The sequence below is a fragment of the Candidatus Angelobacter sp. genome, assembly GCA_035607015.1.
GTDB lineage: Bacteria > Verrucomicrobiota > Verrucomicrobiia > Limisphaerales > AV2 > AV2.
Genome location: DATNDF010000011.1, coordinates 1 through 14,366, shown reverse-complemented (window position 1 = coordinate 14,366; position 14,366 = coordinate 1). Strand labels below are relative to the sequence as shown.

Here is a 14,366-nt window from a genome sequence, read left to right as displayed (position 1 = left end):
GTTTCCGAAAGTTTCGAGTTTCGAGTTTCGAGTTTCGAGTTGATCCAAGCCTCGATGACAGCGAATCGCCTGAATTTTTCCTGTGATCGGGTTGGCGATGTAAAACACGTCTCGATACGCGCCGGGAAAACTGTCGCCGCCCTCGCTCAACGCGAGCCCGCTCAGACCCGTGCCGCCCATTTCTTTTTCGCCGGTCTTCGGGAAAGGCGGCGCGTAGGGCCGCGGCACATCGTCGCCGCAGAGCGGATACGACGCGCCTTCAAGAAACGGCATCATCGGCCAGCCCTGATCGTTCGCCTCCTGGATGAACACCTCGCCCAGCCGGTCAACGACCAGACCCCAGATGTTGCACGGGCCCCAGCCGATGATCTCGAAGCGTTTTCCGTCTGGAGTGAAGCGCGCGAGCTTGGTCTTGTTGAACGTGGTCACGTCGCCCGATTCGGTCCTTACCTTCGAGTAATTGAAAGCTCCCTGTGCCATGAGAATCCAGCCGCCCGGCGCGCGCGTGAACTGATGCGGGAAGAGATGCGAGTCTTCGATGCCAAATCCGGTCAGCACCGGCGCGAATGTGTCCGCTTTGCCATCTCCATTGGTGTCGCGATAAAAACGGATCTCGGTGCCGTACTGGACGTAGGCGCCGTCCTTGTAGGGCAGCATTCCCAGCGGCATCACCAGCCCTTCGGCGAACGTGCGCGGTTTCTGCGGGCCCGCCGCGGTGGGCGTGTCGAAAATCAACACCCGATCGCGACCGCCGCGGGCGAACAGCGCCTTCGCTTCGGCGCCGGCCTCGTTGGCATCGAGCGGATATTCCAGCGCCGTCATCGTCCACATGCGGCCCGCGTGATCGAACGCCACGGTGACGAACTTGACGCCGTCCGGCTCGGCGGCGACCAGTTCGACTTTGAAACCGGGCGGGACGCTGAAGGTCGCGAGTTCCTCGTCTGGAGTGAGTGGAGACGGCTTGGGCGGTTGAGAGGGAACAGATGCGCCGATAAAACTTTGAGTTTCACAGAGCGCCGACTGTTTCAGAAAAATGATCAGACAAAAGCAGAACACCACTACAAAACGAAACGAGACTTTCATTCGGGATTATATTCGCGGGCTTCCTTTCACTTGTCCTTTCGACCTTTTAAATACCAAACCGTGAGAATCGGAACGCAGATCAAAGTTGTGATCAGAATCCAAGGCAAACCAAGCTCGCCGGAAAAATACCAGAAGGTTCCGGAAACCAACCCAAGAACCATTAGCAATGCGATCCGTTGTTCGTGCTTGCTCATTGCGCGATTTAAAAGGCTCGCACGTGACTTAGCTCCCGAATCCTGATGTTCCGAAACCAGCACTCGTCGTGATGGTCGGTCAGCAGGATGTGGCCTTTGATCTTCTCACCGAAGCCCGGTGAATTCTTGAATTTGCTCTTCGCGACCGCGGCCTTCACCACGTCGCTGCCGAGCTCATATTCGAGCACCTTCTTCCCGTTGAGCCAGTGCTCGACGTGGTTGCCCTGGATCAATAGTCGGGACTGGTTCCATTCACCGGCCGGTTTGTGCGGCGCGTCGGCGGACGGCGGCAGAACGTCGTAGAACGAGGCGGTGGCATGTTTGGGACCCAGTTTCCCGTCTTCGTTCGCCGCATCATCGATCATCTGATATTCGGGACCCGGCGCGGAAGGACGCTCCTCCGTGACGAGGTACTTGATGCCATTGTTGCCGCCCTTGTTGATGCGCCATTCCCAGCTCAACTCAAAGTTGTCGAAGGTCTCTTCTGTAATAATATCGCCGCCGCGTTCGCCGCCGACCTTTTTCAAAATGCCGTCCTCGATCTTCCAGCCCTTCGCCGGCATGGCTTTCATCCGGTAACCGCGCCACCCCGCAAACGTCTTCCCATCGAACAGCGGCTTCCAGCCGCCCGAAGTGTTCTTCGCGCCGCTGTTGCCGCCCGGCGAAACACAACCGGACGCGAGCGATATCAGAAACAGGACAAGAATCAGCCTGATTTGGATTGCCATAACGAGTGTGTGGAGATTTGTAGTTGTCGGAAGGGAAACCGGTCAAGCGTTCGTTCGCAGGCCGGTCGTCCCGCCGGCTTCACTGCGGTTCCGCGGGCGAAGGCATTTTGTCGCCAAGCCGGATGTATTGCCAGATCGCCTCGATTTGTTTGTCGCCGTCGCCGTCGTAGTAGTCGGTCAGCGGGCTCCGGCCTTCGGTGTCGAAGTAAACCGGCATCTTGGTCGCCGGCTCGACGCGCAAGGGACTCCGCACCCAGCGGTGATAATAGTCCTTTCGCAGGCGTGCGCCGGTGTGGGCGAGGTTGATGCCATTGCTCTCGAAGACCTGCTGCGCGGCCACGCTGCCCACGGCGTGGCAGGAGACGCAGAAAAAACCGCCGCTGGCCGACACCAGTTTGCGGCCAATCTTCGCCGCATCCTGGTCAACGGGCGGCTCGACGGGCGTTTGCGGCGGGAGGCCGTGCTGTTCCGCCAGACCGGCCGCGAGTTCGGCGGCGTAATTCGCGAAGGCCGGCATTCGCGCTTCGATCCATGGACGCGGTTTGTAATCCACCGCGGCGCCGATGAACGCCCGCATCCATTCCGGCTTCAATTTCCCGCCGAGTATTTCAAGGGGGGGAAAGCCCTCGTATTTTCCGTGGCACTCGGCGCAGCGCAACCGGCGGGTCTGGCGTTCGGCGAATTCAGCGGGGACGTGGCGCGCCAGCGAAGCGCGGTCGGTCGCGAGGAACGCCCGCAGCGCCGCGCGTTCGTCTCCGCCAAAACCAAACCACGGCGCCTTTGACCCGTCGCCCGTGTTTTCGGCAAGGCAACCCTGCTTCCATTTTTCCTGTGTCAACCCGGCGAGTGCTTCGGCCTTGAACTGGTTTTCGATTTTCGACACGTGGCAGTTCAGGCAACCACTCGTTTGAATGATTTTTCTGCCGCGTTCGATGATCGCCGAGTCCGTCGGCGCGGAAACCTCCTTCGGCCTGTCCGCCGCGGATTCGGCGAAGGCGGCCAGTTGGGTGGCCTCGTCGGCGCTCAGTTTGAAATTGGGCATCCGAATCCAGGCGTACTGTTGCTCCGGTTTTTGCAGGAACGCGACCAGCGCGCCGGGAGCGAACTTTTCGCGAACATGAGTGAATGAGATTTTCTGCGCGTCATTCTCGGTCGTGGCAGGCGTGTTGTGACAGGCAATGCAATGCAGCGTGTCAAAAAGTTTTTTGCCCGCGGCGATTGTCTCGGTTTTCGCATCCCGCGATTCCGACACGGGCGGGCCCGATTTCGACGACGCGAGAAACGCCGCGGCAGCTCCGGCATCTTCCGCTGCTTTTGTGCCGCCCAGCAATTTCGGCATGTGCGCGGTTGGCCGCAGCGATTTCGGGTCGGCGATCCAGCGCGCCAGCCAGTCGAGATTCCGCCGCGATCCGATGCCCTCGAACAAAGGCGCATCCATGGCCAGTTCGGGAAGCGCGCCCCTCGCCCCGTCCTTCTCCCCATACGACGGGGAGAGGGAGACAGGGAGAGGGCTGTGGCATTTCGCACAGCGAAACTCGATGAACAATTCACGCCCCGCGCGCAGTTGATCAGCCTTTTGCAACGCGGCCGTGGCCTCGTGAGTCAACGCAGCGGACGCGACCGGTTCCGGCGCGAATTCCTTCGACGACCAGGTGAGGCGAATGAACGCGTCGCCCTGCGCCGGACTCGTAAAATGAAGTTTGAAGGTGTTCGTGCCTTTGTTCAGCCGAACCGGCTTTGTCGGGGCAGTATTGGTTCCCGCCGCGGCTGCCTCCAAAACAGCGGCGCCGTTGATTTCCAGTTTCATCGCACCATTCAGTTCGGCCTGGAACGTGTAATTGTCCCTGATCTCCGACGCGATGAACCCGTTCCATTCCGCCGAAAATTTTCCGGGCGGGATGAATGGTGTCGGCGATTTGCCTGCGGGCACGTAAAGCCAGGCGTTGGGCAGCACCGCCGTGTCGGTGGCATTCACCTTGTCGCCATCGAGCGCGGTGAATGTAACTGCCAGCCCGGGTTCGAGATGGTCAGCGGCGACCGCACCCGTCGCGCCGAAACATGCGACGGCGAAACACGCCAGTGGCGCGATCAACGAACGGGACATGCGAAACCTTTTGCGCATAGGCGCGCCGTACTCAATCACGGAATTCAAAACGGGTGACCATTGGTCTTTCTGACCACAATTTTTTCGGGCAAGCATACGCTGCAACAGTCATCACCACCGCCGGCATTATCGAGCAGGCGCGCCACATTCACGGGATCGCGTTGATCGTGTGTTGAATCTCGGAATCCATCGCCGTGCCATCCCGGGCCCTGAGGTTGAACCGGATGATTTCGACGTTGGCCGGACGCAGATCGTCCACCGCCAGTGTGACCGTTTTGCCGTCGTTGGAAAGGTTCGCCGCCTTGATATTGAGCGTGTCGCGGCCTTTTCGGTTTGGATCGGCCACCGAGTATTCATCCGAGCCGTAATTGGAAGTCCGGCGGTAGTTCCACCGTTTGCCGCTGTAATTTTGCGGGTCGGCCGCCTCCCGCGCGTCGAGCGGTTGCGTGAAGGTAATGTGGACACCGGTCTTGTCCACCTTCAAACCGCGCGCCATATAGACCGGTTTGCCGGTGTAACGCACGCGATCGAAGCCGCTGAGTTTCGCCGCCTCGGTCTGCCAGCCTTGCAGCCCGCAGACGTAAAGCTGGCCGTCGCCCGGATTGAAGCGCGGACGCATGGCTGACGACCCGAACTTGAGAGGGAACCTCACCGCGCCTCCTTGCATCAGGTTGCTGACTTGTTCTTTCGCGATGAGGTAAAGCGCGCACTTGCCGTACGAAGTGTGAAGCAGCTCGCCCTGGAACGGGCCCCATTTGTCGCTGGTGACCCAGGCCTGGCCGCCGGTCGAATTGTCATACTCGCGGTAGGCAAACCACATCAACGGCTGCTTGAATTCAGGAATGGGATTGCGGTGCGACGTGTCCTCGACGCCGTAAAAACCGCCGGACTTGATCCAGTTCAGCGGATCGGTCGGGACCCAGGTGCCCTGATTGTCGCCGGTCGTGAGCTGGCCCGTTGGACTGACACCGATGCCGTTGGGTGCGCGGAAACCGGTGGCGATGACTTCGAGCTTTTTGCCGTCCGCCGAAACCTTCATCAGGGTGCCGGCATTCGCGGCGATGCGCTGGAATCCCTGGCCGCCCGGATTCACCGGACCCGCTTTTGCAAAATAAAAATTCCCGTCCCGGTCCGTCTGCAAATCAAACACAAACTCGTGGAAGCCTTCGGTCGAAGTGTAGAGGTTGCAGAAATTCTCGTAGTAATCGGCCTCGCCGTCATTGTTCAGATCACGATAACGCGTGATCTGGTCGCGGCCCGAGGTGTAAATCACGCCGTTCACGATTTTCAGGCCGAGCGTTTCATACATGCCCGAGGCGAAGCGGCGCCACCTGAGGTTCTCCAGTTTCCCATCGATGCCCGAAACGATCCAGATGTCGCCGTCCCACGTGCACAGCGCGGCGCGTTTGCCGTCGGCGAAAAAATCGAGGCCGCTGAGGCGCACGCGACGCTTCCACGGGTTGTCCAGTGGGGGCGTCAGGCTGTCCGTGACATAAGCGCCGTCGGGCGTCTTGCTGGTCTCGAGCGCGCCCTTTGTCACGACCTCCTGTTCCCAATGCGCCGGCCCGCCTCTGGCAAAATCAACCAGCGCAGGTTTGCCCGCAATCAGCTCGGCGAATTTCGTCAGGTCTGCCGCGCTCCCATTCCAGATGACGAGCTTGAACGTGCCCGCCGGCGCGCCTTTCGGCAGGCGCAACACGACGCGATTGCCGACAACCTCGAGTCCGGCGTCTGTGGGCAAATCCACCGCGCCGACGGCCGTCACAACACCGTCCGGGGTGGTCAGATGCGCGACATTGCCTTTGGCCTCGCCGCTCGCACCACCCACCTCACATACGACCATCGCAAGGGCGTCCCCGGTTTTTTCGATTCGAAACGTCCGCACAAAGCCGATTTGTCCCCCGCTGGCAACACTCGAAGGCTGCTCGTAAATCTTAGTGCCGTGAACCGTGTAGGCGAGAACGACGTTTGTTCCATGCACGTAAAGCCCGTCCCAGTGCGCCCAATCGTCCGGCAGCGGACCGAACGGCTCGGAGCGCGGGTCGCCAAATTCACCGCGCGCATCGGCCCAGCCCGGAACCGGCGCCACGCCGAACTTCTGTTCGCCCTCGATCGACGGGTGGACGCCATGCTCGCCGTCGAACGCAACGCCGCGCGTCGTGATGTAACCACCCGTCCAACCCGCCGCCATGCGCAACAGTTCGGTGTCGAACAGCATGCTCACGCCGTTGCCCGCGCGAATGGCCAGGCCTTTCATCGCGACGTTGTGACCGGGAAATTTCGCGCTGATGCATGCGCCCTGAAATGGAAAATCCTCCTGCAACAATCCTGGGCGGTTTGCGGCTCGCGCGGCCGCTACTGCGAGGAGGAAGCCAAGGCCGAAAGTGAAGAGATGATTCGCCGACGCACCCGGGCCGGTGTCGAAACAATGCGAATGATTTCGGGAAGGCAAGGATGACATGGATCACATTTGTCTGTTTTCGGATTCTGACCGGCGATGACGTATCGGCGGTTTGGACACGCGGCGCGGGATCGACATTCAATCTTCCCGCTTTTTTGCCGGCGGCCCGGGCGCGAGCGGTTCGTCCAGCGAAACCTTCCTTCCGTTGCGCACATTGACCATCACGGCGAATGTGCGAAAGACCTCAATGCCAGTCCGGGCGTTCACCGCCCACACCAGGATTTTGCACGAGGTCGCGCCGCGGCTTTCGACCTCGCTGAAAATCTTGATGATGTCGCCGCCGCGCACCGGCGACTTGAAATCGAACTGGCCGAAAAGTTTGGTGACAAAACCGGCGGACGGAAAGGCGAGCGACGCGGCGTTGTACGCCATATCGTCGGCCCATTGCATCATGTAGCCGCCGAACAGCGTCCCGCCGTGATTCAGGAACTCGGGCCGGATCAGAAGCGTCTTTTCATGACGGACGGCAGTTGGATTGTTCATGGTGTTCGAAACGCGCGGCCCGCTGCGGCTCAAAGCAGCAGTTCCATGTAAACCACGTCGAGCCAGCGGCCGAATTTGAAGCCGACCTGCGTGAAATGCGCGGCCTTCACGAAACCGAACGACGCGTGCAGGCGGACGCTCGCTTCGTTCTCCGCGTCAATGCCGGCGAGGATCGCGTGCAGGCCGCGCGCCCGGGCCGCTTCGACGAGCGGTTTCATCAGCAACCGGCCGATGCCTTTGCCACGATGGCCCGCCGCGACATACACAGAGTTTTCCGTGGTGAACTGGTAACCTTTGCGATCATGGTAACGATTCAACGCGCTCCAGCCGACGACCCGCCCGTCCTCGGCCAGTGCGACAAACACGGGAAGACCGCTCTTCACGTGGTCCTCGAACCAGGCGGTGCGGTGTTCCAGGGTGCGGGGTTCGTAATCGTAGGTGGCGGTGGTGTTCAGCACCGCCTCGTTGTAAATCTCCAGAATGCCGGGCAGATCGTCATGCGTCGCGGGACGAACTTTCATTTGCCGGGAGATAAAAGCATTCACAGCAATGTCTGTCGCCAAAAAACTTCTCGCCACTCAAGGTTCAAAGTTTGGAGTTCAATCGTCCTGATCGGATGAACCGAAAACCGCGCCGAGCATCGAACAGATGAAGCCGCCGACGGTCCCGCAAAGCAGAATCACCGCGAGAGCGAGCAGCAGGTCGCTCCGGGGGATCGAGCCGGGGGTCTTGAGCACCTTGAACCCGATGAACAACACGCCCGCGAACGCTCCGCAGGCGAAACCCGAGCGCTTGAATCTTCGTTTTGAGCGGCGTTCACGCACCGAGGGGACAATAGAATTCTGATACGCGCAAACAAGTCCAACCGCAGAGCCTTCAATTTTCGTTTGCCAGATTGTAACACGCAAGCTGGCGTCCGTCGCGGACGTACAATTTGCCACCGGCGTATGCGGGAAAACTCCAGGTGTTGCCACAGACCTGCGCGCGCCCCAGTTCGGTGTACTTCGTCGGAGTCGCCGCCAGCAACAGCAAGGTGCCTTCCTCGTTCAACACAAGCAGCTTTTTCCCGGCCACAATGGAGGAGGAATAATCCTTTTTGCCCTGGCCGAATCCGGCCTGCGACCACTTGATTTCCCCGGTCGCGGCGTCAAAGCAGACGTAATCCCGGTTCGCGCCCTGGTTGAACAGATAGCCGCCCGAGGGGACCGCCGTGCCGAGATTTGTCTTCAGGTCCGTGTTCACCCAGACCCGGGCGGCTTTCAGGCCGGCGCCATCCTTCGCAATGCTGAAACAGAGAGTGCCCAGTGTGTATGAGTTCACCGTCACCGTGTCGCCGAGGATGACGGGCGAACAGGCGTGTCGCTTCGCGCCGGTCTTCAACGGCACGCGCCAAAGGATTTTGCCATTGTTCGGATCGTAACCCGCCAGCGAATCCGCGGAGAGATAAACGATCTGCCGGACACCCGCGAGCGTGGCAATCAGTGGCGACGAATAAGCCGCCTCGTCGTCTCCCGATTTCCACAGGATCTTGCCCGTGAGCTTGTCGAAGGCGACCAGCGTCGCGCCTTCGGTGCTGCCGACGGGCACGATCACCGCGCCGCCGTCCGCGATGCCGGAGCCGTTGTTCCCGCGGCGCGTCGCGGTGCCGGAGCTGGCTTTCGAGCCGAGAAATTTGACGCCGAAATCCTTTTGAAAGCTTGTTCCCCAGATCACTTTTCCATCAGCCAGAGCGAAGCACCGGAACTCGCCGGAACATGATTGGGCATAGACGCGGTCGCCGTCCACGAACGGAGTGCTGCGCGGACCGGAGCCCCACTCATCCTCGAAGCGGTCGGCAAATGGAACTTTCCAGATTTCTTTTCCCGTCGCCGCATCCAGCAGGTGCGCGACCTCTTCTTTCCCGTTTTCGTCCAGATACACCAGCCTGCCTCCGGCCACGACGGGCGAAGAAAAGCCGCTGCCGACAGGAGTTTTCCAGACGGCCTTCAGATCGCCCGGCAACGAGGCGGGCAACGGCTCGCCGTCGGGAATCCGGCAATCGCGCGACGGCCCGTGCCATTGCGGCCAGTCGCCCGCGAGCAGCCGAGTCGCGGCAAGCATGGCAAACAAAATCGGAACGCAAGATGACAGCAAACGGTTCACGCTACCAGGTTCCTTCCACCAGTAATGTCGTCGCGTTTCTCGCCAGGTTGTCCGCCAGCAGAGGCAGCGCCTGACGCTCGACGCTCGGCAGGTCCGAGCCCACGCGCACGGTGGTGCGGCCCGTCACGTCGCGGTCGAGAAGGACCTTGCCGCTGACGCGTTCCGTGGCGGTGACCCTCACGGTCATCGTGACCTGATAGTCGCGCACCGTGATCACGTCGTTCGGCAGAAACGAAACACCCTGCCGCTCATACTTCAAAATGGAGCCGTTCACGATGATGTCGGCGTCGCCGCCCGTGTTGAGCCGGTACGAGCCGTCCTGTTGCAGGCTCTTGCGCAGCGCGTGGTTGACCGCGTCGGCGAGGCGCGGTTCCATCGTTTTGTTCTCAAAGTAATTCACCTGGATCGTCCGTCCGCCGGTCGATTCCGGGTTCGTCGGGCCGAGCCGGTATCCCGCGCACCCGCACAGCCCGAGGGCCAGACCCGCGACGCAGAGCAGTGCCATCGGACGCATGTTATTTCCGGGCCGTGCGGGTCTCAGCCCGCTTTTTGATGGCGTCGATGCGTTGCTTGGCTTCCTCCGCGTATTGCGAATTGGGGTCCTTGAGCAGGGCTTCATTGTAATAAACCAGCGCGCCGTCCCACCGTCCCTTTTTCTCGTAGAACCGGGCGACCTCGAAGCTGCCGCGCGCCTGTTCTGTCTTGAGTTCGCCGATCATCCGTTGCGCGTCGGGCGCGCGCGAGTCGCCGGGGTAGAGCACGATGAAATCGCTGAACGTGGCAATGGCCTGGCCGGCGACACCCTGGTCGTATTCGGCCTTGCGCGCCTGCTTGTAATAGGCGCGGCCGGCCTTGAAGAGCGCCTCGGCGGCGACGGCCTTGTCCTCGCGATAACGGTCGGACGCCGTCTCATAGGCCTTGACCGCCTCGCGGAACGGGTCCACGCGGTTGAAAAAGCTGACCTGGTTTTCGCGCGCGGCTCCGATGTTCAACTGGGCCTGCGGCGCGACCTCGCTGTACGGGCCGTTCTTGATCAGCTTCTCATACATGCCGACCGTTTTGTCCATCGAAGGAAAAAAAGGGATGTAACCCCAGAGCTTGAACCATTGGCCGGCCAGAAAACGGTTGGAGATTTCAAACTCGCGGTGCAGCACCTCCTGATAATTCTCAATCTTCGGGTATTTTTCGAGCAGCTTCTGGTACTCCTTGAAAGCCCGCTCATCCTGATGCCTGGCCTCGTAGCAGCGGCCCAAAAGATATTGCGCCTGGGGGGCGTAATCGGACTGCGGCCAGACCTTCTGCGTGCGACGCGCGGCCTTGAACGCGATGGAGTAGTCCTTGTTGTCGAAGGCCGTCTGGGCGACCTCCAGTTGGTCCTTGGCGCGGGTGCGAACCCATTTGCCGCCACCGACCGCTTCGTACACCCAGCCTTCACCCGGACGATAAATCAGCGGCGCCGGACTCGTGAAGGGGAAGGCGAGCACGCAAAATGCGATCAGCGCCAGGCGAACAGTCCAACGGTTCATCGGTGCAGACCGTAACGAACGGCCAAAACCAAGTCAAGGGACCGGGGCGCCCTCTATCGGACCGGTCGTCGCTGCGCGTGCGCCGGGGGTCAGCGCGGACACGCCGAAGGCAATCACCACCGTCACCAGCGTCCCTATAAGCGTGTACCACGGCCAGAAAATCTTCTCTTTCCAGAACACGCTGATCAAAACCATCGCGACGAGCGAAGTTGTCATGCCGGCGATGACGGGCACGGCGCGGCCCTTCCTCCAGAACACCGCCAGTAGCAGGCCGCCCAGCAGCGCGCCGCTGGTCAATCCGCGGAGCGCGAACGCCGCGTTGAGAACCGACTCGACGTGCTGTGTGAGCGCCGCCACCACAATCAGCAGCGCCGCCCAGCCGACGGTCGAGACCTTGCTGAAGCGCAGATAAAACTCCTCGGTCCGGGGTTTCGCCGCCAGCGGCCTTACAAAGTCCATCGTCGCCACCGACGCCAGCGACGTGAGCGCGGAACTCACCGACGACATCGCCGCCGAAAGGATCGCCACAATCAGGAACCCTTTGAGAATGTTCGGCACCGCCGTCAGCATGAAAATCGGATAGATGTAATCGTTCGCCTGAATGCCGGGGCGCGTTTCGGGAATGGGAATGGCAATGGGAAACTGGCGGTAATAGACCCACAGCATGGCGCCGACGAGCAGGAAAATCAGGAACAGCGGCAGGATCAACACCGCGCTCAAGGCGAGCGCCTTGCGGCCGTCGGCGACCGTCTTACAGGCGAGCACGCGCTGAACGATGAGCTGTTCCGCGCCGTGGGACGACATCACCTGCACCGTCGCGCCGATGATTCCCATCCAGAGGTTGAACGGCGCCGCGAGGGAGAAATGCGTGTTCAACCAGGCCAGTTTTCCGGCTTCATGCGCCTTGGTGAAAACTTCATTGAAGCCGCCATCGAACAATTGCGGGATGTAGAGCAGCGTGAATACCCCACCCGCCAGGAACAATCCGAACTGCACGGCGTCGGTCCAGATCACCGCCTTGACCCCGCCGACGTACGTGTAAACCAATGACAGCGCGACGAACAACACAATCGCCGGGAGAATGTGGATGCCGAGCATGAGCTGGATGGGAATGCACGTGACATACACACGCATGCCGGCGGCCAGCGTTTCGCTGACCAGGAACATGCCGCCCGCCGTCCGCCGCGCCGAAGCGCCGAGCCGGTCGGCGAAGAGTTGATACGGCGAATAAATCTCCCCTTGGAAATAATGCGGCACCATCACCACGGCGAGGACGATGCGCGCGAGGACGTACCCGATGATGATCTGGATAAAACCGAGGTCGCCGCCGTACGCCTGGCCCGGCACGCCGATGATGGTCAGCGCGCTGGTCTCGGCGGCGACGATGGAGAAGCCGATGCCCCACCAGGGGATGTTTCTGCCGCCGAGAAAATAATCGCGCGTGTTTTTCTGGCCCCTGCCAACCCAAAGCCCGACGAGGATGATTCCCACGAGATAGCCGGCGATGACCAGCCAGTCGCCCGTTTCAAAATACGAGTTGCCCTGAAAGAGATTCGTCATGGAGAACAAAAGTGTCTTCTATTACTGGAGAGTCGAAGGGATGAAGACCAGCGAAAAATCTCGCGAACGCAGATTGTGGCAACAGTGGTTTCCACGGGCGGGCGGCCTTTGCCGGTTCAAGCCGTCGCGGTGGAGGATGCCCCTCTCTTGAGAAAGTCCTCCGTGGTTATCCGCGCAGCCGTCAAACGGCGCGAGGCTTCCGGCATGGCGGGAAGGTTTATTCCGGCCTGAACCCCCGGCTCCGCTTTTGCGCGCCGCCCTTGCGCACCTTTCAGTTTGCCAAACCTGCCGGACTCCATGTACCCTGCCCCCGTGTCGAAGAATCCGAATCCAACAACGACTTTCTAGCGTTCACGGAACCCTCGTGAACGCCAGCGCCTCGAACTGAACAGTCGGGGCGTTTTTGTTTATAGCTTCCGCAAAGAAACGAAGGTTGCGAAGGCGGAGAGCGGATTACTTCGTCTTCTTCGCACCTTCGCGGGAAACAGAATTATGGCCGAAGAAAATCAACAGCAACCGTCGCAACCGAATCCTGAACGCAAATCTCTCGACGAGCGAGCGAAGATGACCGAGCTGGAGCGCATTCGCCACTCGTGCGCACACGTCCTCGCCACCGCCATCCTGCGCCTCTGGCCGGAAGCGCAATTCGCCGCGGGGCCACCGGTCGAGAATGGGTTTTACTACGATGTCGAACTCGCGCATCGCATCTCGCCCGAGGATTTCCCGAAGATCGAGGAGGAGATGAAAAAGGAAATCAAGGCCAACCATCCCTTTGAGAAGAAAATCGTCACGCGCGAGCAGGCGTGGGAGGACGCAACGAAAGGCCGTCTGGCGGCGTTGAGCGAACGCTCCAATCCGAGCAAGTTCAAACTGGATATTGTGCAGAACATTCCCAGGGACGAACCGATCTCCTATTTCAAGAACGGCGACTTCATCGACCTCTGTGCCGGGCCGCACGTGATGCGCACGGGAAATATTGGCGCGTTCAAGCTCACCACCGTGGCGAGCGCATATTACAAGGGCGACGAAAAAAATCCGCAGCTCCAGCGCATCTACGGCACCGCGTTCAAGAACAAGACCGCGATGGAGGAATATTTCAAGATGGTCGAAGAAGCCAAGCGCCGCGACCATCGCAAAATCGGCACTGAGATGGGCCTGTTCGCCATCGATACGGAATACGTCGGGCCGGGCCTGCCGCTCTGGCTGCCGAAAGGCACTGCGTTGGTGGAGGAATTGGAAAAGCTGGCGAAAGAAACTGAATTTGCCGCCGGCTACGTGCGCGTGAAAACGCCGCACATCGCGCGTGAAAAAATGTATCTGACGAGCGGCCATTTGCCGTATTACGCGGAGTCAATGTTTCCGGCAATGGAATTGCGCGAAGAAAAGGGTAGCGCACGCGTCTCGCGTGCAGTTTCCGGCGTCGCGCCGGAAACATCTTCGTCTGCAAGTGAGTCATCCGAAGCAGCGGGCGCGACGCCCACTGCAACACGCGAGACGCGCGTGTTCCCCGAGACAGGCACAAAATACTCCAAGCGCAATCTGCCGCACTTTGAACGTCCGTGGGCAAAATACATTGTAACATTCAGCACCGTTGATCGGAAACCGCTTTCGCCGCAAGCACGCGACATTGTTTTGAAAAGTTTGTTGTTTATGCACGAACAACGGCGTTACGAGCTTTATGCCGCGTGCGTGATGCCCGACCATGTTCACTTGTTATTTGAGCCGCAAATCAAAGAACAGGACGAAAATGGCAAACCGATTTTCTGGCCGCTTTCGGAAATTCTTCATTCGATAAAATCTTTTACTGCACACGAAATCAACGCTGTGCAAAATTCAAAAGGTAATTTGGTTTGGGAAAAAGAATCGTTTGACCGAATGATCCGCGGCGAATCTGATTTGGAAGAAAAATTTCATTACATTTGCAGAAATCCGTGGGATGCGGGAGTGGCAAAACAAGATGAAAATTATCTGTGGATTTGGACGCCAAACGCTCCTCGGCGCGACGCCGAGGAGAACACGCGAGACGCGTGTGCTCCCCAAACGCAGGAACACGCACAACAATCGTCGCGTGCTATTTCGGAGATC

The 14,366-nt window shown here is 60.0% G+C and carries 13 protein-coding genes; 1 reads left to right on the top strand and 12 read right to left on the bottom strand.

Annotation, left to right across the window (positions count from 1 at the left end; all coding sequences use genetic code 11):
* The 12 genes from VN887_00435 to VN887_00380 form a co-directional block, all read right to left on the bottom strand.
* Positions 1–1,083 (bottom strand): hypothetical protein (locus VN887_00435; GenBank protein ID HXT38465.1); only part of this gene is annotated, 1,083 nt, incomplete at its 3' end.
* A 26-nt stretch (positions 1,084–1,109) separates the two neighbouring features.
* Positions 1,110–1,277: a hypothetical protein gene (locus tag VN887_00430; protein ID HXT38464.1), complete on the bottom strand. Its 168-nt coding sequence runs from the start codon at positions 1,275–1,277 to the stop codon at positions 1,110–1,112.
* 8 nt (positions 1,278–1,285) lie between these two features.
* Entirely contained in the window at positions 1,286–2,005 is a 720-nt protein-coding gene (locus VN887_00425; protein ID HXT38463.1) for a DUF1080 domain-containing protein, read from the bottom strand.
* Between the two features lie 79 nt (positions 2,006–2,084).
* Positions 2,085–4,109 (bottom strand): hypothetical protein, encoded by a 2,025-nt coding sequence (locus VN887_00420; GenBank protein ID HXT38462.1) that lies wholly within the window; start codon positions 4,107–4,109, stop codon positions 2,085–2,087.
* 148 nt (positions 4,110–4,257) lie between these two features.
* A complete protein-coding gene (locus tag VN887_00415; GenBank protein ID HXT38461.1) occupies positions 4,258–6,570 on the bottom strand; it encodes a DUF6797 domain-containing protein in 2,313 nt (770 codons plus the stop codon).
* Between the two features lie 78 nt (positions 6,571–6,648).
* Complete coding sequence (locus VN887_00410; GenBank protein HXT38460.1) at positions 6,649–7,053, bottom strand: acyl-CoA thioesterase; 405 nt, start codon at positions 7,051–7,053, stop codon at positions 6,649–6,651.
* 29 nt (positions 7,054–7,082) lie between these two features.
* Complete coding sequence (locus tag VN887_00405) at positions 7,083–7,574, bottom strand: GNAT family N-acetyltransferase (protein ID HXT38459.1); 492 nt, start codon at positions 7,572–7,574, stop codon at positions 7,083–7,085.
* Between the two features lie 78 nt (positions 7,575–7,652).
* Positions 7,653–7,877, bottom strand: a complete 225-nt coding sequence (locus VN887_00400; protein HXT38458.1) for a hypothetical protein — start codon at positions 7,875–7,877, stop codon at positions 7,653–7,655.
* Positions 7,878–7,929: 52 nt separating this feature from the next.
* On the bottom strand, positions 7,930–9,153 hold the full coding sequence (locus VN887_00395; GenBank protein ID HXT38457.1) for a PQQ-binding-like beta-propeller repeat protein: 1,224 nt from the start codon (positions 9,151–9,153) through the stop codon (positions 7,930–7,932).
* A gap of 43 nt (positions 9,154–9,196) precedes the next feature.
* Positions 9,197–9,700, bottom strand: a complete 504-nt coding sequence (locus VN887_00390) for an LptE family protein (GenBank protein ID HXT38456.1) — start codon at positions 9,698–9,700, stop codon at positions 9,197–9,199.
* Positions 9,701–9,710: 10 nt separating this feature from the next.
* Positions 9,711–10,721: an outer membrane protein assembly factor BamD gene (gene bamD, locus VN887_00385; GenBank protein ID HXT38455.1), complete on the bottom strand. Its 1,011-nt coding sequence runs from the start codon at positions 10,719–10,721 to the stop codon at positions 9,711–9,713.
* Positions 10,722–10,754: 33 nt separating this feature from the next.
* On the bottom strand, positions 10,755–12,281 hold the full coding sequence (locus VN887_00380; protein ID HXT38454.1) for a sodium/solute symporter: 1,527 nt from the start codon (positions 12,279–12,281) through the stop codon (positions 10,755–10,757).
* Between the two features lie 492 nt (positions 12,282–12,773).
* Here VN887_00380 and VN887_00375 point away from each other — a divergent pair.
* On the top strand, positions 12,774–14,366 hold a 1,593-nt coding region (locus VN887_00375), incomplete at its 3' end, for a transposase (protein HXT38453.1).

Bases quoted from the DNA above. Each gene is read 5' to 3' on its own strand.
- VN887_00430 (HXT38464.1), bottom strand. From the start codon at position 1,277: ATGAGCAAGCACGAACAACGGATCGCATTGCTAATGGTTCTTGGGTTG.
- VN887_00425 (HXT38463.1), bottom strand. From the start codon at position 2,005: ATGGCAATCCAAATCAGGCTGATTCTTGTCCTGTTTCTGATATCGCTC.
- VN887_00420 (HXT38462.1), bottom strand. From the start codon at position 4,109: ATGTCCCGTTCGTTGATCGCGCCACTGGCGTGTTTCGCCGTCGCATGT.
- VN887_00415 (HXT38461.1), bottom strand. From the start codon at position 6,570: ATGTCATCCTTGCCTTCCCGAAATCATTCGCATTGTTTCGACACCGGC.
- VN887_00410 (HXT38460.1), bottom strand. From the start codon at position 7,053: ATGAACAATCCAACTGCCGTCCGTCATGAAAAGACGCTTCTGATCCGG.
- VN887_00405 (HXT38459.1), bottom strand. From the start codon at position 7,574: ATGAAAGTTCGTCCCGCGACGCATGACGATCTGCCCGGCATTCTGGAG.
- VN887_00395 (HXT38457.1), bottom strand. From the start codon at position 9,153: ATGCTTGCCGCGACTCGGCTGCTCGCGGGCGACTGGCCGCAATGGCAC.
- VN887_00390 (HXT38456.1), bottom strand. From the start codon at position 9,700: ATGGCACTGCTCTGCGTCGCGGGTCTGGCCCTCGGGCTGTGCGGGTGC.
- bamD (HXT38455.1), bottom strand. From the start codon at position 10,721: ATGAACCGTTGGACTGTTCGCCTGGCGCTGATCGCATTTTGCGTGCTC.
- VN887_00380 (HXT38454.1), bottom strand. From the start codon at position 12,281: ATGACGAATCTCTTTCAGGGCAACTCGTATTTTGAAACGGGCGACTGG.